This is a genomic window from Ruegeria arenilitoris (assembly GCF_013032855.1).
Lineage (GTDB): Bacteria > Pseudomonadota > Alphaproteobacteria > Rhodobacterales > Rhodobacteraceae > Ruegeria > Ruegeria arenilitoris.
In genome coordinates, this window is record NZ_WQDA01000003.1 from 50,195 (window position 1) to 72,794 (window position 22,600).

Here is a 22,600-nt window from a genome sequence, read left to right on the forward strand (position 1 = left end):
GGTGCTGAAACGTATCTTCATTTTGGGCGCTGCGCTGTTTTGCAGTGCCGCCATCGCACAAGAGCGCCCCATCTTCGACACGCATATTCATTACAGCCACGACGCCGTCGAACTGGTGCCACCAGAACAGGTGGCTAAAATCCTTCGGGATGCGGGCGTGCGGAAAGCGCTAGTTTCCAGCTCAGACGACAATGGCACTCAGCTGTTGTTGGCCGCGGCACCGGACATCGTCGTTCCAGCGTTGCGCCCGTACCGTCGTCGCGGTGAAATCAATACCTGGATGCACGATGAAACTGTAATTGACTATCTGGAGGAAAACCTGGCCAAAAACGACTACGAAGCTATCGGCGAGTTTCACGCTTACGGCAACGATATCAAAACGCCGGTAATCCAGCGTATGATTGCACTGGCCAAAGAGCGGAACCTCATTTTACACCACCACGGTGATCGCGAGGCAGTTGACCTGATCTTCGAGACTTGGCCGGAGGCGCGGGTTTTGTGGGCGCATTCTGGCTTTGACGACCCGGCCAGTGTGTCTGACGCCTTGGATACCTATCCCAGGCTTTGGGCGGACTTGGCTTTTCGGTCGGATATGGTTTCACGCGGCCGATTAGACCCGGATTGGAAGGCCGCGTTCGAGGCGCATCCCGAACGGTTCATGGTTGGGACGGACACATTTGCTCCGGAGCGTTGGTACTATGTTGGCCCGCACGCAGATTTTTCGCGTGAATGGCTGGATCTGCTGCCGGATCGGATCGCAGACAACATCGCCTATGCCAACGCTGAACGTTTGCTGGCATCAGAATGATCCGTTGGGTTGCCTGGCTTCTTGCTTCACCGGGCGCAGCAATTGCTTGTGACGCTGTGGGGCAACGCATGGGGTCGGAAGCCCCAGATGCGCCTGCGGTTTATTTGGGTGTCAGCGAAATTCCGTTGGCCCAACCGTTTTCCGTTCTGATTTCAGTCTGCAGTGAAGCAACGGCACATGAGGTGCGTGTTGATGCAATCATGCCCGCTCATCAGCACGGTTTGAATTACGTTCCCGAAGTTTCGGCATTGGGCGATGGAATGTTCCGGGTCGATGATTTGCTGTTTCACATGCCGGGACTCTGGGAGCTGCAGGCTGACGTTCATATCGGAGGGCGATCGCTGTCCTACACGTCAGAGATCACGCTCAAATGAAGTTCTGGGCTTTAACCGCGCTAATGGCGCTTCCGGTTGCTGTACACTCAGAAATTCTATTGTCCGAAGAGGAAATACAGCAAACGCTTTCCTTCGGGCCGTGGCCGCCAACATACAAGCCAGACCCCAGCAATCGCGTTTCAGGTGACTCAAGGGCTATTTTGCTCGGCGCGGCTTTGTTCAACGATCCGGTGCTGTCGGTAGACGGCGCTTTTTCTTGTGCGAGTTGTCACGACCCCGAACAGGCATTTACAACATCCGAGGCGCGGGCGCTCGGCCGTGTCAGGTTGGATCGGAACACCCCATCCCTGAGAAACCTTGCGAGTCTGCGCTGGTACGGTTGGGGTGGCAAGAGCGATAGTCTCTGGGCAGCAAGTCTGCATCCGATCATCGAAGAACAAGAGATGGCTCACAGCAGCGAAAGTCTAAAGGCGGCAATTTCCGAGAGTTCTTATGTTGCTGATTTTGAGTCCATTTTCGGCAATATCCGAAGTCAAGACCCGGAGTTGGTCCTGGTCAACACGGCCAAGTCTCTATCAGCCTATTTGGAGACGCTTAGAACCGAGCGGACACAATTTGACAGTTTCCGCGATGCGCTGGAACGCGGAGATCTGTTGGCGGCTGCGAACTATCCCGAAGCTGCTCAGAGAGGTCTAAAGCTCTTTCTGGGGCGCGGGAAATGTGCCCTTTGCCACAATGGCCCGGCATTTTCCAACAATGAATTTCACGACGCCGGTGTGCCTTACTTCCTAAGCGAAACCGAAGTCGATGAAGGACGGTTCGGCGGGTTGAACTTCCTATTTTCAAGCGTCTACACACTGGACGGGGAATGGAACGACGATCCCGCCAAGCAAGGTGCGTGGGCGGTTCGCAGTGTGCATAGGCGTCATTCTGATTTTGGGACCTTTCGTACGCCAAGTTTGCGGGGTGTGGCTGAAACTCCGCCCTATATGCACGACGGCAGTTTGATCGACTTGGACGCGGTGGTCCGGCACTACAGCGAGCTTGATACCGAAAGGCTGCATGCCGACGGTGAGGCCATACTCTCAGAACTGAGCTTGTCCGAGCAGGAGATCGCTGATCTCATTATGTTTTTGGAGACTTTGTCCGGTGTTGCATGGCCTTGAGATACTCCAATTCAGCCAAAGTGCCGCCTGAGTTATGCGGCACGTCGCATTTTGCTGACCCCCTTTCCACGTCAGAGAGTGTGGCCAACAAAACAAGGTCGTTGCAGTCGTCCGAATGATCTATGCCGAACCCCTTGTTGCCTACTTTGGTCGGGCCGTTCCCGAGTAAAATATCGTCTTGCTCCAGCGCCTGCCCACAAAAACTTTCGTCACTGGTCGCTTCGCATGCTAAAAGGCTGCACTAAGGCAATTGGGTTGGGCGCTTTTAACAAACGGCAAACGGGCAGGTGGCTCAATGACCGCCTCGAGAACTCCCACCTGCCGTTTCTACGACTCGACCTCGCGTTACAGCGTTTCAAACACATGCGAAATCTACAGAAATTCGCCGTCTTCAAATCCTCTGTATTTGACCACTTCAACTAGGAAAGATCGCTAACCAGCCCAAGCCCCTTCAGGCTGATCCGCCTCGCCGGTCGTTGCGAGTGGAGTCAACTTTGTTCCGGATAGGTTCGTGGTTCCCGCGGTAAACTGAGACTGGTTCGACTTCGTCTGACAGCACCGCCACCCATTCCCGACTTTCGCCACTGTTTTCTTGCCACGGGTTTCTGTGGGTAGTACCGTGCGCTGTGCCGCTCTGCCTCGATCAGAGAAAGCGCGATATGCAGACTGAGGCCGCTTTTCCGAAGCGTGCAAAGTTTACTTAAATCCGCCGCGGTCCATTCATCTCTCTGCTTCCATGATGTTGACTGAAAGATGGGATTGCCCACCTCTACAATAGCCAGACAGGAAACCTTTCGCGATCTCTACTCAGACAACACTGCGCCATTCAGGTCAAAGTGCTTTGGGAACATTGCACGCAGAAATCGGAAGACAATTCTCATTGCTTCGTCGCGGTCAAATGAATCCGGGTGGAGTAGGTAATCAGTCCACATGCCTTCGAGCATTGCGAGTGTGCCGTGCGTGGCGTCCCTGGCAACTTGATTAGGGTGTTCCGTCCCAGTTTCTTTTGCAATTCGAGCGAAAGCGTTGAAAACCAAGTTCCGAAGCTTGGCGTCGCGGGTATCTGAAAACGCAGCGATTGCTGCTCTGTTTCGGGCCTCGCCTCGAAATGCGTACCAAATGGAGACGTTTTTCTTGTTGAGAATGGTTTCACTCAAGTCGCCCCGAACAATCATCTCAATATGTTCCTGTCCGGTTTGCCCGGTCGCTTCCAACAAGTCATAAATGCCGTTGTAGTATTGTTCGGATGAATAGCGGGCGGCTTCGTCGACCAAGTTGTCCTTACCACCAAAATGAAGATGAATCATGCCGCGGGACAGATTGGCGCGTTGGATGATTTCGCTGACTGAGGTCTCGGAAATCCCTTTCTCTGCCACCGAGTCGAGTACGGCCTCGATCAGAGAAAGGCGATTTCGTTCGCGTATTTCTTGTCGTCTTCCGGTCATATGATTAGGCGGCTCTATTTGTTTTCAGTCTCTTGCGGTGGCGTCTAGTGGCCGATGCGAAATTGGCCAGCCTCTATGTCGAAATAATCAGTTGACACAACTAGTGCAAAAATCCCAGATTTAAATGGACGATTGTCCATTTTGTGATCGACTGTTGTCACAGCATCGAAAACGACATTCAGCAGGGAAGCATGGCAGGAGCACTACGAAGTGAGACGGGCAAGGGCCTGGCACTTAGCGCGCCTGCGACGCTCTACGTGGGGCTGCTTGTAGCCGTGCCGCTCTGTATTCTTGTCGCCTACAGTTTTTGGACCCAGACATATGTTCAGATTGACCGGACATTGACTTGGGTGAACTACCAAGAGGCGTTTACTGACCCCTTGGTTCGACACCTAATGATCCGTTCGGTTGCAATTGCGGGTGCGGTGACCTTGGCAACGGTTTGTCTGGCCTATCCGATTGCCTACTTCATTGCTTTTCGTACGCAAAAAAAGACCCTCTGGCTGTTGTTGATCACTATTCCTTTTTGGAGCAGCTACCTTCTGCGCGTGTTCAGTTGGAAACTCATTCTTGGTTTCAACGGGGTGTTGAACTCGGCACTGATTTCATTGGGTTTGATACAAGAACCACTGACATTCCTGCTCTACAATGAGTTTGCTGTGGTCCTTACGCTCGCCCACGCCTGGGCACCGTTTGCCATCCTGCCGATCTATGTATCGCTGCAAAAGATTGACCGCAGCCTTTTGGAGGCTGCAACAGACCTTGGCTGCAGTAAGTTGGAGCGCTTTGTACGTGTGACACTGCCCCTGACGGTGCCGGGGATCATCGCGGCCTGCCTGATCATTTTCATCCCAACCGTCGGCGATTACGTCACTCCGGCCTTGGTCGGTGGATCTCAGGGAAAAATGGTCGCGAACTTGATCCAGGTGCAGTTTGGCGCCGCCAATAATTGGCCGTTGGGTGCAACTCTGTCTCTTCTCGCCATGCTTTCGGTCGGCTGCGTTGCGATCCTGTTCGTGGTGGTCGTCACCGCATTGGGTCGGAGGATCAGATGACCAGGGTATTTCGCATCTCATGGTTGCTGGTTTACGCGATTGCCTACCTGGTGTTTCTCTATCTGCCGGTTTTGCTGTTGCCGCTGTTTTCGTTCAATGACGGAACCATCGTGGCGTTCCCGCTCAAAGGTTTCACGTTGAAATGGTACGCGCAGTTGGGTCAGCAAGACACGCTGTTGCAAGCCATGGTGAATTCGCTGATCGTCGGCAGCGTGACTGCCCTGATGGCAACTTCCCTGGGTCTCTTTGCAGCTCGCGCCTATGTCCGTTATCGCTTCACGGGGCGTGAGTTGTCCGAGGGATTGGTCATGCTTCCACTGGTCATTCCCGGCATCATCGTTGCCAGTTCAATGCTGGTTCTGTTCATCAGCATCGGGCTGAAACCATCGCTGACCACCGTGATCCTTGGGCATGTGTTTGTGGCGCTGCCCTTTTCCGTGTCGATCATGAAGTCTGCGTTCGACGACTTCGACCAGTCCCTGGAGGAGGCCGCGTTCGATCTTGGTGAAAGCGTTGTTGGAACGTTTCGACGTGTTACCCTGCCAATCGTCGCGCCGGGAATCATTGCCAGCCTGTTGGTCACCTTCACAGTGTCGTTTGACGAGTTCGTCCTGGCCTTTTTCCTATCCGGAAACAGCCCAACACTGCCGGTGTATATCTGGAGCCAAATCCGCTTCCCGGCAAAGCTGCCCAACACGTTGGCACTGGGGTCACTGCTATTACTGTCATCGGTCCTGCTGCTGTTGATTGCCGAATATTTCCGCCGCCGTTCCATCCAGTCCTCAGATTGAAGCCAAAGGAAACAAGTAAGATGAGCGAACAGAACATCATCGAAATTCGGGGCGTAGAAAAACGCTTTGGTTCCTTTGTGGCTGTGTCTGATCTGAACCTGACCTTGAAAGAAGGTGAGTTCTTTTCGTTGCTTGGCCCTTCAGGCTGCGGCAAGACAACGGCATTGCGTATCATCGCGGGTTTTCAGGATCACGAAGAAGGCGAGATCCGGATCGATGGTCGGACGATGGGAGAGGTGCCTGCCAACAAGCGCCCTACAAATATGGTGTTCCAAAGCTATGCGATCTTTCCGCACTTGAACGTCGGCGACAATGTTGGCTTCGGATTACGCAAAACAAAGCTGTCTCGGAGGGAAATCAAAGAGCGCGTTGCCGAGGCGCTTGCGATGGTCGAGCTTGGCGGCCTGCAGGACCGAAAAGCCAACGAATTGTCGGGAGGTCAGCGGCAACGTGTGGCACTCGCCCGGGCACTCGTTATGCGGCCCAAGGTATTGCTCTTGGATGAACCGTTGTCTGCGTTGGACAAAAATCTGCGCGAAGCGATGCAGTTGGAGATGCGACGCCTTCAACAGAAGCTTGGAATTACTTTCGTCATGGTCACGCATGACCAGTACGAGGCGATGACCATGTCCGACCGCATCGGCGTCATGTTCGCCGGGCAGCTCAAGCAGGTGGATAAGCCAGAGGTCCTGTATTCCCAACCTTGCAACCGGGAAGTGGCTTCTTTCATCGGTGGAATGAACTTTCTGGATGCCGAAGTGACTTCGGAGAATTCTGAAACGCTCGAAGTCAACGTCAAGGGCTTTGGGAAGATGGAAATCGGGGTGAACCCCAACGTCCAGGTGCATGACAACGAACTTCTTGTCGGGGTTCGACCTGAGCAACTGGAAATAAGCTCGGAAAAACCGGATGGCTATGATGCTCTTGTTCAGGGCGAGGTCTCGGACGTCGCCTTTTATGGCGAGAGTGTCCACTACTATGTGCGCGTCGATGGTCTGAAAGACAGCATTGCCGTCGCAGTACCAAACTACTTTCACACGGTCGATCACACGCGCGGCGATACCGTCTGGCTTGGCGTTCAAAGCGCCTCGGTGATTGACTTGGGTAAACGTGAATCTTTGGGAGGAGAACAATGATTAAAACAGCATCACTTACGGCAGCAGTAGTTGCCACCTTTACCGCGGGCCAAGCTCTGGCGAACGCCGCTGACCTGACCGTTTTTGACTGGTCCGGATATGAGGATCAGGGTTTCTACGGCGATTATGTCGAAAAGTACGGTGGGGCGCCCAGCTACACCTATTTTGGCAGCGTGGAAGAAGCGTTCACCAAGCTTCAGTCCGGGTTTGAGGCCGATTTGGCTCACCCCTGCACAGATGCTCTGAGGAAATGGGTGGCGGCAGATTTGATCAAGCCAATCGACACCAGCAAGCTGGAGAATTGGGACAAGTTGATGCCCAAGATCAAAGAGGTCGATGGCATCACGATCGATGGGCAGACCTACATGGTGCCGTTTGAGTGGGGCAACACCGGCCTGATCTATCGCACCGATATGATTTCGGCGGATGATGTTTCGCTGCAATTGCTTGCAGATCCCGCCTATCAGGGCAAAGTCGCCATTCCGGACGCCGCTTCCAGTGCCTTTGCAATGGCAGCCTTGGCGACTGGAGCGTCCAGCTATACCGATATGAGTGACGAGGAATTCCAAAAAGCGGCGGACTATCTGCGCGCGGTTCATCCGAACGTGCGGTTTTATTGGTCCGATGCCGGCCAACTGGATCAGGCAATTGCCAGCGGTGAGGTCACGCTGGGTTGGGGATGGAACCAATCGGAACTGAACCTGATCTGGAACGAAACCCCAGCAGTCATGATGCGTGATGTGGACAAAGGCATCGCGACCTGGGTCTGCGGTTATGTACATCTGAAATCTGCGAAGCAGTCGGATGAGCAGGTCTATGACATGCTGAACGCGCTCAGCTCCGCGGCAAGTGGGAAGTACATCATTGAAAGCTGGGGGTACGCCCACGCCAATGAAGACGCTTTTGCACAGGCAGACCCGGAGTTGATCGAGACTTACGGGTTCTCGGATGTGGACAGCTTCTTTGAAGGCAGCTTGTTCTTTGACGCCGTTAACCCCGAGTTGGAGGCGAAGATGTTGAAGGAATTCGAGCGCATCAAAGCGGGCTTCTAAAGGCGCTCTTACAACACAGCCGGGAATGGTGGGGATGTAGAAACCCTTCCATTCCCACGAAACCATTTCCGATTTTCTTGGAGGAAGCGCGGCAATGTCAGGCGCTGACGGATATTCTGTACTCTTTGAACCGGTTCAAATTGGGCCAGTGACGGCTCGAAACCGGTTCTACCAAGTGCCCCACTGCAACGGCATGGGGCACTTGCGACCGCAGGCCGAGGCTGCCATGCGGGCAATGAAGGCCGAGGGTGGTTGGGCCGTCGTCTCCAACCAGGAGACGGAAATTCACCCGACTTCTGACCTGTCCCCGTTTGCCGAAAACCGACTTTGGGATGAGCGGGATATTCCGGCGCTGCGCCTGATGACCGAGGCGGTGCATGGAAAGGGGTCTTTGGCGGCTATTGAATTGGCGCATAACGGTCACCACGCGCAAAATCATCTGAGCCGGGCCCCTTTGCTGGCGCCTTCAGAACTTGCCTTGCAAACTGCTTATCCCAAGCAAGCCAGGGCGATGGATAAGGCGGACATTCGCGAATTTCGCAAGTGGCATCGCGCAGCGGCTCGCCGTTCGCGCGAAGCCGGGTTCGACATCGTGTATGTATATGCCGGGCATCACATGACCTTGCCTCATCATTTCCTGCTGCCACAGTTCAATGATCGAACGGATGAGTATGGAGGTTCACTGGAGAACCGGGTGCGGCTAACCCGCGAGCTTCTTGAAGAAACCAAGGAAGAGGTTGGAGACGATTGCGCCATTGCCCTGCGATTTGCGGTTGACGAAATGCTCGGGGCAGACGGCATGCAAGCGCAGGAAGAAGGCCGTGCTGTAGTCGAGTTGCTGGCCGAGCTTCCTGACCTTTGGGATGTTAACGTGGCAGATTGGAGCAACGACTCTGCAACTACCCGGTTCGAGCCCCGCGACGGCTTTCAAACCTCATATATCGAATTCGTGAAACAGGTGACTTCCAAACCTGTTGTTGGCGTCGGGCGTCTTACGTCGCCGGATTTGATGGCGTCACTGGTCAGGAAAGGCATTCTTGATTTTATCGGCGCGGCGAGGCCATCCATCGCTGATCCGTTTCTGCCCAACAAAATCAAGGAAGGTCGCATCGAAGAAATCCGTGAGTGCATCGGTTGCAATATCTGTGTTTCATCCGACTCTCTCGGTGTCCCCATACGCTGCACACAAAACCCGACCATGGGCGAAGAGTGGCGGCGGAAATGGCATCCAGAGTTCATTGAGCGTCGGGGGAAAGAGAAAACTGCGCTCGTTGTGGGCAGCGGACCAGCCGGACTTGAATGCGCCATGCAATTGGCGCGGCGGGGATACGAGGTAACTCTGGCGGAAGCCAAGCAAGAGCTTGGCGGCCGTGTCTTGCAGGAGTCTGGTCTGACCGGGCTGTCCGCTTGGAAACGCGTCACAGATCACAGGATTTATGACCTTAGGCAAAGAGGGAACGTTCAACTGTTCACCGACAGCCTGTTGTCAGCAACCGAGGTTGTCGAGCTGGCTATTCCGAACGTCTTTGTCGCAACTGGCGCAAAATGGCGACGAGACGGGCGCGGGAAATCTGGATTTCACGGCGTATCAATAAGCGCCGGCGCTCAGGTATTTACGCCGGATGACATCATGTCAGGGACACTGCCGGGGAGCGGTCCGGTTTTGGTCTACGATGATGAACAGGCATATCTCGGTGGTGTATTGGCGGATCATCTGGCTCGGGCTGGACATGAGGTCGTCTTTGTAACCCCGGCTTCAATGGTTTCGCCGTTTACTGAACTAACGCTGGAACAAACTCGAGTACAACGCAGTCTTCTGGAGGGCGGCGTTCAACTGGTCCTGTCTCATACATTGGACAACGTGGCGCCGGGGCAGGCGACCGTGCGATGTGCGTACACGGGGCAAGAACAGACCAAAGAATGTGGTTCAGTTGTGTTGGTGACGCAGCGCGCGCGCGAAACCAACCTCTACGATGAGCTGCGCAGCTTGGCCAACAACCCGCTGACTACGTTGGAATTGATCGGAGATGCAGCAAACCCCGGCTTGATCGCGGACGCAGTATATTCGGGTCACATGGCTGCTCGGAATTTTGAACGCGAGGCGGGCGAAATTGACCGCGAATTTTTCCGTCGGGAACTCGTTTCCCTTGAACTTCTTTGAGGTGCACCATGCCACAAGATGATTTGCAAGTAATGCGCGACTTGGTGGGCTCGCAACGTGAAGGGTTCGCCTTGCCTCGTCACTTCTACACGTCACAAGCCGTATACGAGAACGATATCAGTGCGTTCTGGAACCGAAACTGGATCTGGGTCGGCCATGTTAGCCAGGTCCCTGAACCGGGTGATTATTTCCTGTTCGACTATGGACCCGAGTCCATCATTATCGTTCGGGATCGGGAAGGCGAAGTGCGCGGGCATCTGAACGTATGCCGCCATCGTGGATCGCGGGTTTGCATCGAACGGAAAGGCAAAGCCCGCAACTTCATATGTCCGTATCACGCGTGGACTTTCGACTTGAACGGCAAACTGCGGAACGGTCGATCAATGGGATCGGGTTTTGATCCGGGCCAGTATGGGTTGTTCCCGGTTCAGGTGAAGATATACCAAGGTCTGATATTCGCCTGTGCAGCCGCGAATGCACCACCTCTGGATGCCGCGTTGGAGCGACTCGCCCCACTTTCAAAGCCGTTTGACTTTGAAAATCTGAAGGTCGCTCATGAAGCCTCGTATCCGGTTCCCGCGAACTGGAAACTGGCCTTGGAAAACTATCTGGAGTGCTATCACTGCGCCCCGTCTCATCAGGACTATTCGCGCAGTCACTCGTTGAAAGATCCTGCTCAAGTTCTTGAGTTCAGCGGCGCTCTTCGCGAGCGGATGGACGAAGTCGGAGTTCCCTTGGAGGAGTTGGACCTGACCGGAGAAAACGCGTTCGCGCCGGGTGCAGATGTCTATTGGCGGCGCTACCCGCTGTTTCCCGGGTATTTGACGGGCAGCAAGGATGGTACGCCTTTGGCTCCCGCTCTGGGAGAGCTAAAGGGTCACGACGGCGGTGCCACCGATCTGGGGATCGGGACTTTGAACTACTTCCTCGTTTATGCAGATCACATGGTTGGCTACCGGTTCGTTCCGCGCGCCCTGCAGGAAACAGATATTCAGATCGTCTGGTATGTGCGCGGCGATGCTCAAGAGGGTCGTGACTACGACAAGGACGCGTTGACATGGCTCTGGCATGTCACGTCGCTCGATGATGAGCGGATCATCCGTCACAATCAGGAAGGCGTGAACTCCCACCATTTCGTGCCGGGACCGCTGTCCGAGATGGAGTGGAGCATTCCTGGTTTCTATCGCAACTACTTCAGCATGATCTGATACGCTCAGAATTCGGAGAAACACCATGACAGAGTTAACGAAGCGCCGATCAAGACGGCGCGGGGGCGGGCGTGAGGCGCGCGCGGCCGTGCGAACCAGCAACGTCGCTTCGCAGGCAATCTGGCCGGGCATTGCCGGAGGAAGATACAAGCCCCTTTCAGACGCTGACATGGCGCGCATTCATGAAGCCGCCCTGAGTATTCTGGAGCGTACCGGCGTCGGTGATCCAACACAGGAAGTTCTTGATCTCGTGCTGCCCAAAGGGGCGACGGTGAACGAGCACGGCAGGCTGTGTTTTCCTCGGGCCTTGATGGAAGACCTGTTGGCCAAGGCCGCCAGCGAATTCTATGTCCATGCACGCGGATCTCGGGCCGGAAAGGACGACATGCACTGCACCAAGGACAAGGTGTATTACGCAAATTCCGGTACGGCGGTGACAACGTTTGACGCGGAAACGCGCAGTTACCGACCATCGACGCTCAAGGATATCTACGATTTCACCCGCCTTGTAGACCGGCTCGACAACATTCACATGACCGGTGATACGGTTCTGGCAACGGATGTCCCGCAGGACTACGAGCATGACATGAGCATGCTATACGCCATTCTGGCGGGAAGCGAGAAACCGTCCTGCCTGACATTCCGCACGCGCGAACACATACAAGACGCCATTCATATGTTCGATCTGGCATCGGGCGGGGAGGGAAAGTTCCTTGAAAAGCCCTCGGTGATTTTTGGAGGCTGTCCCATCGTTTCACCGCTTCGGTTCGGGCGGGAAAACCTGGAAATCCTGATTGATACTGCGAAAATGGGCCTTGTCTGCGACCTTGCCGTTCCGCCACAAGCCGGAGCCACGTCACCTGCGCCATTGGCCGGCACGCTGGCGCAGGCGGTGGCCGAGACCCTTTCCTGCGTGGCCGTTGCCAACCTGATTAACCCAGGAACACCTGTCGTCTTTGCGGCATGGCCGTTCATTACTGATCTGCGCACTGGATCCTTTACTGGCGGAAGTGGCGAGCAGGCTTTGATTTCAGCCGCTGCTATTCAGATGGGCAACTTCTACAACCTACCAACCAGCGTCGGATGTGGAATGACGGATTCCAAAATCCCCGATGCGCAATATGGGCTGGAAAAAGCGCTTACCTTCGCACTAGCGGCCCATGCGGGAGCAAACCGGTTGTGCGAGTTTGGCGGGATGCTCGGCAGCCTGATGGGCTGTAGCTTTGAGTCAATGGTCATCGACAACGAGGCGGCGGGTATGATCTCTCGAACACTGCGCGGGATCGAGGTGAGTGACGATACGCTTTCAGTCGACGTCATCCACGAATGCGCAATCGATCCCGGACATTTCCTTGGCAACGCTCAGACCTTGCAGTACATGGAAACCGAGTATGTCTATCCAACCTTGATGGATCGGGAACTTACCGACACTTGGGAGAAGGCAGGCCGTCAGGATATGTTCGAGCGGAGTAGGTCGGTTGTGAACGATATCCTTTCCAATCACTACCCGAACTACTTTGGCAGCAAGGCTGATGAAGAGGTTCGATCCAGGTTTCCGATTAAGTTGCCGCCTGAAGTAATGCGGGCTGGGTGAGCGTAGCAGGTCGCGGTAGGGGCTCGCCACTTGCTAGGTTGCGAGGCCGCCCCGAAGCCATTCCTAAGTTCTCAACGCATTCTGGCGCGTCAGGTCCTCGGTGGCCAGCCGGATGCCCTTTTCAAGGATGTCGAACATCTGGTTCAACTCGTCTTCTGAAATGATCAACGGCGGAGAAAACACACACATATTGATGATTGGCCGCAGGATCAGTCCGTTCTCCTGACAATGATGATCAATCAATGCGCCAACTGATTTATCAAGATCCAGCAGGTCATCGGCTTTGGCGTCCGCAACACACTCGACGCAGCCAACCAGCCCCATACCGCGGGCATCACCGACAAGCGGCAATTCAGCTAGGACCTGAAGGCGTTCTGCGAACAGCGGCGTGATCGCGCGGACATGCTCAAGAACGCCGTCACGCTCCATGATTTCGATAGTCTTCAAACCGGCCGCCGCGCTTACTGGGTGGCCCGAATAGGTGAAGCCATTAGAAAAGGTAGCGTCTTGGGCGTGTTCGCCGCTTATTTCTGCAATCAGCCGATCAGAAATGATGCAGGCCCCCATCGGCACATACCCGGAAGTCATCCCCTTCGCGCAGGTGATGATATCCGGCTGAATCCCAAAGACGTCTTCGGAGGCAAACCAATGCCCAAGCCGTCCGAACCCAGTCACAACCTCGTCCGAGATATATAGGACATCGTACTTTCGGCAGATTTCAAGACAGCGCAAATGATATCCCGGTGGAGGTACGATGACACCTCCAGAGCACAAGATCGGTTCAGCGATGAAAGCTGCGACCTTGTTTGCTCCGGTCTGCAGGATCATGTTTTCCAGATCCGCTATTTTTTCGTCCAGAAAGTCGTCGACTGTCTGCTCGGGGCGACGCGTACAAGGATTCACATTTGGCAGGAAGCGCGTCAGGTGACTTGCCTGGTCCAGCCAACCTTTGTCTCGCTCTTTTCCGGACACTGAGGCCGCCAGGTAGGTCGATCCGTGATAGGCTTTCTGCCGCGATATCACGATCTTCTTTTCAGGCTTGCCCAGAAGGTTGTTGCGAAACTGCACAAACCGAAGAGCGGAATCCACGGCGGTTGAGCCACCTGTCGTGAAGAACACATGGTTCAGGTCGCCCGGCGTCCTCTTGGCGATCTCATGCGCCAACCGGGCGGGGGCTGAGTTGGCATTGTTGAAGGGCGAAAAATACGCCATCTCTTTCGCCTGCTGGGCCATGGCATCGGCAATTTCAGTGTTTCCATAGCCCAATTGCATACACCACATGCCAGCAGGGCCGTCTATTAGGCGCTTTCCGTCCTCAGTGAAGACGTGAACGCCCAGGCCGCTTTCTGCAAAGGTGCGTGCGTTTTGGCCCAAACATGACATTCCCTCCCACGGGTGCAGGAAATGTTCGTTATCCCACTCGCGAATGGACCGAAAGTCAGAGTTGGAAAGGGTCATGCAGCGTCTCGATGAAATGGAAATCACAAAATGAACAAACATTTATTCAATGTCAATTCTTGAACTTTCGCTCTGCTAAATGCGAGAAGACAAAGGGCGACCACCCAGCGGAGGACAAACAAGATTACTCTCGAGCCTGATATCCCAACCAATGCCCGTGATCTGGGTAAGCTGCAGAACCGAAAGCAGTTGATCCAAGCGGCTGCAGAGGCCATCTATAAGTACGGAATTCGCGGCACGACCTCGGCGAGAATCCAAGAGTTGTCGGGACTGTCGCAAGGGATGGTAAACCTACACTTTGGCTCCAAAGAAAAGCTTCTGCTTGCGGTGGCTGAGGAATTGTCAGTCCGCTACGCGGAGCAGTGGAAGGTCATCGCAGCCAATCCCGAGTTGAACCCGGCAGACAAGTTAATCTCTTTCATTGAGGCAGACTTCGATCCCTTGGTCCTAAATGCACGGGACGTCGCAATTTGGTTTTCCTTCCGGGCCGAAGCGCTCTCGAACCCGAAGGTATTTCCTTTCATCGACTCGCGAGACAAAGGTTTCAGGGCGGCGATACTGGAGCTGTTGGAGCAAATAAAGGTTGAAGGCCAGTACGATGACGTAGACGCCAATCTTGCAACAGACGCATTGGTTGCTTTGCTGGAAGGGCTCTGGACCGACTACCACTTGCACTCAGAGATCTTCAAACCTTCGGAGGCTTTGAGGATCTGCCTGTTTGTACTGCAATCGATGTTTCCAAAACACTTTAGCAACCAAAAGATCTACGGATGAAGGTGGCTTTGGAAAATGGGAACCTACCAAGGTCAATCCCTAATCCGTCCGTGTCTCGTGAATGAATCGCCGCAAGTCGTTAGTCATTGGTTGGGCCTACTGGACGCACATGAGCGATGCAAAACACCAAATAGCAGCGCGCCGATGATCAGCGAACTAGCCGAAGCTTCCAACCCGCGGCCGCGCGCGATCAGCAAAATTCCAATAACAAAGTCAGTGGAAATCTACAGATGGAGTTATGAGCCGAGCCGGCATCTTCAATCCCACCGGTTATGACCGTTTTCACAACAACGACATCAGCGTCGGCATATGTAGCAAGAAGTCTCATGGTTGGGGGCAGGACCGCCAAACTGGCACCAACCTCATTGGCTGCTCCTAACGGTGTCGGACGTTCGTCAGAACTGCCGCTATGACCAGGTCACGGACAAAGTCATCTAGGATTCTTCAAACAGATCGGTCATCCGTAGAATTGCACTACACGGCCGTCGAGAGTGGGAAGGAGTACTTTTCTTCTCTTCCGAAGGTGTAGTGACTCAATTCAAGCCCTCCCTGCATGCTGAGAAGGCCGTTACGGCTCACAGGTGTCCAGAAACCCTCCGGTGGAGCCTTTTTGTGTGTCCGACGGTATCGTTCACAAAACTAGGTTGCTGGATGCTCGGGTGCGTCACCCAAAGCCAGTAGTAAGAGGATGGCCAAAAGCGGTGATCCAACCAGACCGATCAGGAACCAGATCAAACCGGATCGGTTGCGCCGCCCCGCCATCGTGATCGGCAGGATATAAAGCCAGATCACGCCAACTAGAAAAGCTAGCATAAATATCAGTTGGATAACTGGTGCGTCCATCAAATTTCGCCTTTCGTATCTTGACGCCATGTATAACACGGCTGATCAAGTTTGACAGACGGTGGCCCGAATGTGCTCTTGGGCAAAAAATAACTCCCGACATTGGTCTCGGGCGTCCTGGCACTCTCCCGGTGGCTTCCTTGGCGATTAAACGGTGTAGTCCCAATGGTTAGAGCGTTCCGGAGCGCACAGTGGCAAGGTCGGGAATGCGGACAAATTTTCTGTGCGTTGAGGGAACTCTCTAAGTCTAGCCAAAATCGGCAGATTGGCCAAATATCAGTGATTTTCTACCAAAACGTTTAACTGTTGGTCGGTTGACTAAGAGAAAAGACCTCTTTCCGATCTCAACCGCCAATCTCGCTCCAAGCTTCACCCGTAGCACTGCTGGGCTGAGTGATAGCTAGTATAGTGTGCAGTGTGACGACGGACTCCTTGACTTTCACACTCTACTCAAAATCCTTGCAGTCAATGAGGGAGAGAGTTTGTGCAAGCTGAGGGATTTGTCAAAGGGCGGCCGATTGACCTGGCAGTATTGGACTACGGGCTGTTCAAGGTTCATTCCACGGGTCGCATCATTGGGATCTGCGGCTTTCTGATCCGGACGGATCTGGGAGAAGCCATACTCATCGACACCGGGTTTCCCGAAAAATATGCGACCGATACCGAAGCCGCGGTCAAAGAAGATCTTTTGTACGAGTTTGGCGAAGTCCTGAAATGTGAACCGGAAAATCTGCCTCGCGCGCAACTGGCAAAGCTCGGTCTCATTCCATCAGACATTACGCTGCAGATTTGTACCCACACTCATATCGACCATATCGGGGGATTGGGCGACTTTCCGAGCACTCCGATACTGATCTCTTCCGTGGAGCGGGCTCTGCCTCGTCCATTGTATTGGGGCGGTGTGCAGCCTTTGGAGTGGCCCGATCGGGATTACCTTTTGATTGATGGCGACGTAGAGATTGGACCAGGTATTCTGGTAATGGCGGCACCCGGTCATGCACCAGGCCAGATCGCCCTGATGGTCGATCTTCCCTCGGGTCCGGTTTTGCTCACCAGTGACGCGATATCCCGACCGTCAGAAATCGATGAGAAATTTGCAGGGTCATGGGACGAAGAAGCCGCGATTGCCAGCGCAGACAGGTTGATGCGTCTAGCATCCGAGCGAAACGCCTTTGTGATCTATGGGCATTGTCCAAATCAATGGCCAGTTCTGAAGAAAGCACCAGAGGTCTACCGTTGACCCCAACCGGTGGTCCACCTTTCCCGAAATCGATTGATCTTCCTGAAAACTACCTGACGTCCCGCCCTTGATTCAGAATGATTACATTTCCGCTGGAAACGTCACCGGCCGGTGAAATGAGAAAACTGACCCAAGAGGCGACTTGCTCGGGCTGCATCGCATGACCATGCGGCATGGCGCCAACGGCTTTCTCCAAGACTTCCTCAGACAAGACATTGAACAAGGGCGTCTCGGTCATGGCTGGCGCCAGCGAGTTCACACAGATTTTTTCCTTTGCGTATCGACGGGCTAGGTCTTTCGTAAGGGTATCCATCGCCGCCTTTGATGCCCGGTAGTGCGGAGGGTCAAATACATCGAAATTGTAAGCTCCGTTTGATGAGATATTCACAATCTTTTTGACGCCCTCGCGTTCCAACATCAATCGGACAGCCTGCTGGCAACAATAGAACGCAGAGTTGAAATTGATTGCCATCTGCCTTTCCAGTTCCTCGGGCGGTATATGCGGGAAGTCGGACATGAAGCAGGTGCCAGCGTTGTTTACCAAAGCATCGAGGCCGCCATAAGCTGACTTTATGCCATCAAACGTCTGCGCGATTGCAACTGGATCCGTCAAGTCAACGCAGAATTGTGTGAAATTTGAACCTAACTCTGCCGCCAGTTCATCCAAGCCCTCCTCGTTGAGGTCCAGTCCAAGGACGTGGAACTCACATGTCCGCAATTGGCGGCAGATAGCCTGTCCCATCCCTCCCGCGGCACCAGTCACAACGGCTGTTTTCATAGTAACTCCTCGAACCCTGGCGAAACAGTGGATATCTTGAACTACAGAAGGAAACCCGCAACGCAGGTTTCTGCAAGTATGGATAGTCAATCTCTAAAAAATTCGGTAAGCGTCTGGTTTGGGCTCGGAGTTAGACCTTGCGATGTCATTCCACCGCGCTTTGGCGCCGGATGTGCCTTTCGACGTTGCAACTGAAGCAAACGGCAGCATGGTCCGCAAAGCAGACGTTCAAGCAAGTTGCAGCGAATGACCGGTTTGAGCCCACTTTGACTGATGCTGATCGATGCCCCAATGACAGCAATGCGCAGAAAGTGGACTGTGCAAAGCACAGCAGACGGCTCAAACCGGGCATTCCTTCTAATAGCGGCGTATGCGGCTATGAGCAGGAACTAGACTTCACGGTTGCGCCCCGACGACTTGTATCCTCATGACGCTTCTTTTGTATCGTTTGATTGATCGTCCTTGATCGGTAGGATGGGTAAACCTTCAAAACTAATCCGGGGTCAAAAATGTATAGGTATGTGCTGACAATACTGGCTTTGTGTTGTGCAAGCTTACTTCATGCCGCCGGTATGGAGCGGTGGGGTGAATCCGGGGACTGGACAATCCTGATTGATCCCGAAAAGGGCAATGGTTGTCTCGCGTGGAAGCCCTTTGAAAATGAAATGACTGTTGAAATAGGCGCGGCGCCCAATCAGGCTGGTGGTTTTTTTGCCGCCTTTAATCCGGCCTGGGTTCAGATCGAGGACGGCGCGAAGGGCATCGTGAAGTTCGATTTTGGTGATGCGCAATTCGAAGGCGAGGCAATTGGTGTCTTCAAGAATGGCGTACCCGGCGGTTACGCCTTTTTCGACAACCCGGCTTTTGTAACCGAGTTTGGAAAACGCCAAAGCGTTACGATTATAGGTGAAAGTGGGGCCGAGGTGGAACTCGATCTCAGCGGGTCTGCAAAAGCAATCGAAGCGGTTCTGGCGTGTCAGGCCGAACAGCCGGAACCACTGAAGAACTAAGTAGCTTCCAATTATTGCAATTGATTGATGTCCGGCACACAAGGTTGCCTGTTGGTAGGCATAGCATCAGCGCCTTCTGGAGCCTTGTTTCTGGACCCGCCCACATCCAGCTTGAACTTTGGCGACGAAAGCCGACCCGTTACATCAAATGGCCAAGCGCTCCGGGATAGGGGTTCGCCGACGCGACGAGGCTCCGCTCTTAATGCGATGCTATCGTTCAGCCAGTCCACTTGCCCCCTGGCCACCAATTGAACCGATCCTGTTTCGATGACGATGGAGTTTGAACTGACACGCCCGGCTTGGATATCAACCGGGGCGACCACGCAAGTGATGTCGGTATAGCCTTGTCGGAACTCTTCTGAAAAGAGCCAGGGGAAAAGACCCAGCCCGGCCAACTCTAGTAGACTGGTACTAATGTAACCTTGCGACATCGACAACGACGCATTGCCACGCATCGAATTGACGAAGGCCTTGCCCGAGGCGGTACTGCCAGAAACGTTGAACTCACCGCTCAAACGTCCATAGGCCTCAATACCAATGCCCAACTCATCCAAGATTTCGCCGAATTCCCATCCCGAGGTCGATCCCGACAATGAAAGCCAATCAGGAGAGTCAATCAGATCCATGACCGCCCGCAGGCTGAAGTTTCCGCCACCATAAGCCATCTGAAGAGGCCCGAAATCCACGGTTCCGTCTTTGGCAGACAATTGGCTTGAAACAGACGTTACGCCTTGCTGGCCTACAATCTCTTTGAATTCGATCTGTACCTCGACGTCAGCTTCTCGCAGCACGCGCTGCACATCCAGAAGATCGGCAGGTTTCCCTTTTTCCTTTGGCAATACCAAGGGCTGGACGTCTGTCTCCTTCGGTAAAACCAAAGGTTGAACTTCGGCTTCAGGTTCCTTTGTGGCCTCGCCTACCAAGCTTTTCAGTTGGTCCAGCACGGCAGTCAGGTTCTTCAGGTCGTTGAGATCAAGCTTTTCGCTGGTGATGTTGCCCCGAACAACAGTAGCGCCCTCGGGGAAATTTGCGTCCAATGCTGCAAGAAGATGCGAGGACCCGGCTTCGAACTGGATTGCGGCACCAAAGTCCCCGCCCTGTTTGGAGGTTTCCGCATCAATAGCTAGTGCTCCGATCTCGACAGGCTGCAGATCCACTGCGGTCAGAAACTTGGCGCTGTCGTCGATGTCCAGTTCCACGTCGAAATCGAGACCGGAAAGCCCTTTTAGCTCGTTGACAGAAAGTGCGAGATCGAGTGCCCAGAGATCGGTGTCGTAAGTCGTCGCGTTAAACCTGTTGAGTGAAACCGGCCCACCCGCGTTGGATATGTTGAAATCGGCTTTGATGCCGCCGAACTGGTCAACGTAGACTTCATCGAGGTTGGGCAAAATCAACTTGGCGGGCCCGTTTAGCTCCCCATCGAAAGTCACGTCCTGAAGCTGAAGCAGATCGAGGATTTTACCTTCGGCTTTCAGGACAGGCTCTTCAATTGGACCGGCTTGCAGCGCGATGCCCAGCATGGCGAGCCGGCCGTCCGGCATGCGGCGAATGCTTTCGATTGAGGCTGGACCGATTACGTCTAACCCCTGGTCGAATGCATTAGTTTGGAACAGCAACTTCTCGAATTCGAAGGAAGCCAGGGATCCGACCATATACATTTCAAAGCCCGTGAACTTCAATTCCTGGATACTTTTTGCTGCTGGTGGCGGCTGTCCTTCGGGATGAAGTCGCGCGTTGAAAAGCAGATCGACGCCCTGAGCGGTGTAGAGGTCATCTATTGAACCTTCAGCTTCGAGTTTCTGTCCATCTTCCAGGCTTACGGTGGTTGTAAACGCCTCGATCTTCAGAGCGTCCTGAGACACGAGCTCAGCCTGCAACTGGCCATTGCCTTCCAGAACGCGTTCCAGCCCGATGACGTCCAGAAAATCACCGAATTCACCTGTGTCCATCTCCAAGACTGCGCGATAGCCACCCCCTTCATCTGCCGAGAAGGGCTCGCCATTGTAGTTTACGGTCATTTCGCCAAAACTGGCGCGTGTCGTAAACGGTGCGGCGTGCGGGTAGTCGCCTTCGATTTCGAAAACCTGACCGTTGACGGAGCCGGAGCCCGAGACCTTTGTTCTTTGTCCATTATCTACTTGTTCGAGCGCGAGGGCCTGAAGGTCAAACACAAATGAGAAGCCCGAGACCTTGTCGTCGATGTTTAACCCGATTGACCTGAAGCTGACGTTCTTGTCGCTCAGGAAGTTCAGAATTCCACTGCTTTCCGTGTCGGTCTTATCGGTACCATCAGCGCTCGCGACGTCTTTTTGATCATCCGCTGATACAGTTTCCTCTGAAGTTGGCTTGGGTGTTGGCTCGCCTTTTCGCCAGCTTGTGGTACCGTCTTCGGCCGTCAGAAGATTTGCTTGGAGGCCTTCCACGACGAGATTGTCAAAGTGCAGGCGCCTGTTGGCCAAAGCGGCGATATCCAGCTCCAGTTCCAGCAGGTTCAATTCCACAAGAGCTGACTCCGGCATTGTCAGGCTCGGGATGACCACACCACCTACGTAAATGTAACTCGTACGGCCAAGCGCGACGCTTACATCATCATGGACAAGAAGTGGCCGACCAATTTGTTCCGAAAGAACTCTTTCCACAAGGTCGCGTCGCATGTCCGAGAACATCGGAGCAGCAAACAACAACCAAACAAACGCAACTGCTGCGAAAGCGAGAAGTGCAACAAGCCCAATTACCCTAAATAGCCAAACCCTCATGCGCTCCCCTATCGCCGCTTTCGCCGTTCAGTCTCTCACAAGCAGATATTCGGCCCACCTAACTGAACGCCCCTTCTAAACCATATTCAGGTCAGTTGGGCCGTGTCACTATTCGTCTTTGATAGCCCCGCCAGTCGCTACTATTCTTCCCATCAGTACGCTTGCCCTATTGGTCGTAGCCTCTTTGGAAGACTGAATTGGTCCAAAAGTCTGAACGTCATCGACCTCCAAAGTAAACGCAGCCTTCATGAGAACGGGACCATCAACAACCAGCATTTCTTTCTGCGTCGGGTCGATCCTGATTTGCCCAGTTACAGCGATGGGCTCGTAAAGCGTCGATGGCGTCCATGAGTCACTTAGGTGCAAACGCACCATCTGGTTTGGTGGTGGAGGCGGCACGTGGCTACACATTCCACGTTCCGGCACGATATATGCCATTTGGGAGCCATCTTCGTCGCGGGGTGCCGGGATCACAAATCCGCCCAACGAAACGTTCGCACCATCGATGTCGACATTGGCGGCCGTGCCCGCCTTTTCACGTCTTTCCATCACAACCCAGCGTTGGGAAATCAGCCAGTTCGCATCAATGCCTTCCTCAGCAAGGGTTGCTTCGGTCGTCTCGATATCCAGTTGAAGCTGGTCCAGCTGTTCTGGCGTGGCCCCGACTTTTTCTAGTAGTGCTTGCAACCTGACCAATTTACGAAGCGCGTTTAGCTGTTTGTCAGTCAATTCAACGAAAGGATCTTCGTAGTCCTGAGCGGATTCAACGATCAGGTCTGACCACTCAACACGATTACCTTCCGAATGAGCCGGCAATGCCAAAAAGCATGTAGTTATTACTGCAAAGGAAAGACGCATTGTCATATGCTCCTCAATTGTCCGCAAAGCAGCTCCCATTGCCACTGGCTTTGACGGGTCATCATTCAGTTGCACCGGATTCCTGCGCGAGCAGGACGCGTGCTCACGAAAGGGTAGCAAGCGCAAAAAATA

At 54.0% G+C, this 22,600-nt stretch carries 19 protein-coding genes and 1 pseudogene; 14 read left to right on the top strand and 6 right to left on the bottom strand.

Going from position 1 to position 22,600, the window contains the following annotated elements:
• Nucleotide 1 precedes the first annotated feature (1 nt).
• From GOW72_RS10470 to GOW72_RS19130, 4 genes and pseudogenes are all read left to right on the top strand, one after another.
• A complete protein-coding gene (locus tag GOW72_RS10470) occupies nucleotides 2-808 on the top strand; it encodes an amidohydrolase family protein (protein ID WP_170366816.1) in 807 nt (268 codons plus the stop codon).
• Nucleotides 805-1,182: a hypothetical protein gene (locus GOW72_RS10475; RefSeq protein ID WP_170366817.1), complete on the top strand. Its 378-nt coding sequence runs from the start codon at nucleotides 805-807 to the stop codon at nucleotides 1,180-1,182. Before GOW72_RS10470 ends, GOW72_RS10475 begins: the two co-directional genes overlap by 4 nt.
• Nucleotides 1,179-2,309 (top strand): cytochrome-c peroxidase, encoded by a 1,131-nt coding sequence (locus GOW72_RS10480; RefSeq protein WP_170366818.1) that lies wholly within the window; start codon nucleotides 1,179-1,181, stop codon nucleotides 2,307-2,309. Before GOW72_RS10475 ends, GOW72_RS10480 begins: the two co-directional genes overlap by 4 nt.
• A gap of 255 nt (nucleotides 2,310-2,564) precedes the next feature.
• Nucleotides 2,565-2,816 (top strand): annotated as a pseudogene (locus GOW72_RS19130) (IS6 family transposase); the annotation flags it as partial.
• Between the two features lie 296 nt (nucleotides 2,817-3,112).
• Here the strand turns inward: GOW72_RS19130 and GOW72_RS10485 are convergent.
• Complete coding sequence (locus GOW72_RS10485) at nucleotides 3,113-3,754, bottom strand: TetR family transcriptional regulator C-terminal domain-containing protein (protein ID WP_170366819.1); 642 nt, start codon at nucleotides 3,752-3,754, stop codon at nucleotides 3,113-3,115.
• A gap of 191 nt (nucleotides 3,755-3,945) precedes the next feature.
• Between GOW72_RS10485 and GOW72_RS10490 the strand changes: the two genes are divergently transcribed.
• The 7 genes from GOW72_RS10490 to GOW72_RS10520 all read left to right on the top strand — a co-directional run bounded on the left by GOW72_RS10490 (nucleotide 3,946) and on the right by GOW72_RS10520 (nucleotide 12,751).
• A complete protein-coding gene (locus tag GOW72_RS10490; RefSeq protein ID WP_170366820.1) occupies nucleotides 3,946-4,809 on the top strand; it encodes an ABC transporter permease in 864 nt (287 codons plus the stop codon).
• Complete coding sequence (locus GOW72_RS10495; protein WP_170357403.1) at nucleotides 4,806-5,600, top strand: ABC transporter permease; 795 nt, start codon at nucleotides 4,806-4,808, stop codon at nucleotides 5,598-5,600. Before GOW72_RS10490 ends, GOW72_RS10495 begins: the two co-directional genes overlap by 4 nt.
• A 20-nt stretch (nucleotides 5,601-5,620) precedes the next feature.
• Nucleotides 5,621-6,736 carry an ABC transporter ATP-binding protein gene (locus tag GOW72_RS10500; RefSeq protein ID WP_170366821.1) on the top strand — a complete coding sequence of 372 codons (1,116 nt, stop codon included), beginning with the start codon at nucleotides 5,621-5,623 and terminating at the stop codon, nucleotides 6,734-6,736.
• Complete coding sequence (locus tag GOW72_RS10505) at nucleotides 6,733-7,788, top strand: ABC transporter substrate-binding protein (RefSeq protein ID WP_170339920.1); 1,056 nt, start codon at nucleotides 6,733-6,735, stop codon at nucleotides 7,786-7,788. The genes GOW72_RS10500 and GOW72_RS10505 overlap by 4 nt, the downstream gene beginning before the upstream one ends.
• 94 nt (nucleotides 7,789-7,882) lie before the next feature.
• Entirely contained in the window at nucleotides 7,883-9,949 is a 2,067-nt protein-coding gene (locus GOW72_RS10510) for an oxidoreductase (protein WP_170366822.1), read from the top strand.
• An 8-nt stretch (nucleotides 9,950-9,957) separates the two neighbouring features.
• A complete protein-coding gene (locus GOW72_RS10515; RefSeq protein ID WP_170366823.1) occupies nucleotides 9,958-11,157 on the top strand; it encodes an aromatic ring-hydroxylating oxygenase subunit alpha in 1,200 nt (399 codons plus the stop codon).
• A gap of 25 nt (nucleotides 11,158-11,182) precedes the next feature.
• The gene (locus tag GOW72_RS10520) at nucleotides 11,183-12,751 is read left to right on the top strand and encodes a trimethylamine methyltransferase family protein (protein ID WP_170366824.1); all 1,569 of its coding nucleotides are present in this window, start codon (nucleotides 11,183-11,185) and stop codon (nucleotides 12,749-12,751) included.
• A gap of 63 nt (nucleotides 12,752-12,814) precedes the next feature.
• On the opposite strand, the gene GOW72_RS10525 is transcribed toward GOW72_RS10520, so the two are convergent.
• On the bottom strand, nucleotides 12,815-14,209 hold the full coding sequence (locus tag GOW72_RS10525) for an aminotransferase (protein ID WP_170367191.1): 1,395 nt from the start codon (nucleotides 14,207-14,209) through the stop codon (nucleotides 12,815-12,817).
• A 189-nt stretch (nucleotides 14,210-14,398) separates the two neighbouring features.
• Here GOW72_RS10525 and GOW72_RS10530 point away from each other — a divergent pair, with 189 nt between their 5' ends.
• Nucleotides 14,399-14,983, top strand: a complete 585-nt coding sequence (locus GOW72_RS10530) for a TetR/AcrR family transcriptional regulator (protein ID WP_244952392.1) — start codon at nucleotides 14,399-14,401, stop codon at nucleotides 14,981-14,983.
• 639 nt (nucleotides 14,984-15,622) lie between these two features.
• Here the strand turns inward: GOW72_RS10530 and GOW72_RS10535 are convergent.
• A complete protein-coding gene (locus GOW72_RS10535; protein WP_244952393.1) occupies nucleotides 15,623-15,796 on the bottom strand; it encodes a hypothetical protein in 174 nt (57 codons plus the stop codon).
• A gap of 514 nt (nucleotides 15,797-16,310) precedes the next feature.
• Between GOW72_RS10535 and GOW72_RS10540 the strand changes: the two genes are divergently transcribed.
• The gene (locus GOW72_RS10540) at nucleotides 16,311-17,066 is read left to right on the top strand and encodes an MBL fold metallo-hydrolase (RefSeq protein WP_170366826.1); all 756 of its coding nucleotides are present in this window, start codon (nucleotides 16,311-16,313) and stop codon (nucleotides 17,064-17,066) included.
• A 49-nt stretch (nucleotides 17,067-17,115) separates the two neighbouring features.
• On the opposite strand, the gene GOW72_RS10545 is transcribed toward GOW72_RS10540, so the two are convergent.
• Nucleotides 17,116-17,844 (bottom strand): SDR family NAD(P)-dependent oxidoreductase, encoded by a 729-nt coding sequence (locus tag GOW72_RS10545; protein ID WP_170366827.1) that lies wholly within the window; start codon nucleotides 17,842-17,844, stop codon nucleotides 17,116-17,118.
• A 521-nt stretch (nucleotides 17,845-18,365) separates the two neighbouring features.
• Between GOW72_RS10545 and GOW72_RS10550 the strand changes: the two genes are divergently transcribed.
• Nucleotides 18,366-18,854 carry a hypothetical protein gene (locus tag GOW72_RS10550; RefSeq protein WP_342355371.1) on the top strand — a complete coding sequence of 163 codons (489 nt, stop codon included), beginning with the start codon at nucleotides 18,366-18,368 and terminating at the stop codon, nucleotides 18,852-18,854.
• 11 nt (nucleotides 18,855-18,865) lie between these two features.
• Here GOW72_RS10550 and GOW72_RS10555 read toward each other — a convergent pair whose 3' ends face one another.
• Both GOW72_RS10555 and GOW72_RS10560 read right to left on the bottom strand, forming a co-directional pair.
• Nucleotides 18,866-21,610 (bottom strand): AsmA family protein, encoded by a 2,745-nt coding sequence (locus GOW72_RS10555; RefSeq protein ID WP_170366828.1) that lies wholly within the window; start codon nucleotides 21,608-21,610, stop codon nucleotides 18,866-18,868.
• 108 nt (nucleotides 21,611-21,718) lie between these two features.
• Complete coding sequence (locus GOW72_RS10560) at nucleotides 21,719-22,543, bottom strand: DUF3299 domain-containing protein (protein ID WP_170366829.1); 825 nt, start codon at nucleotides 22,541-22,543, stop codon at nucleotides 21,719-21,721.
• Between the last annotated feature and the right edge of the window lie 57 nt (nucleotides 22,544-22,600).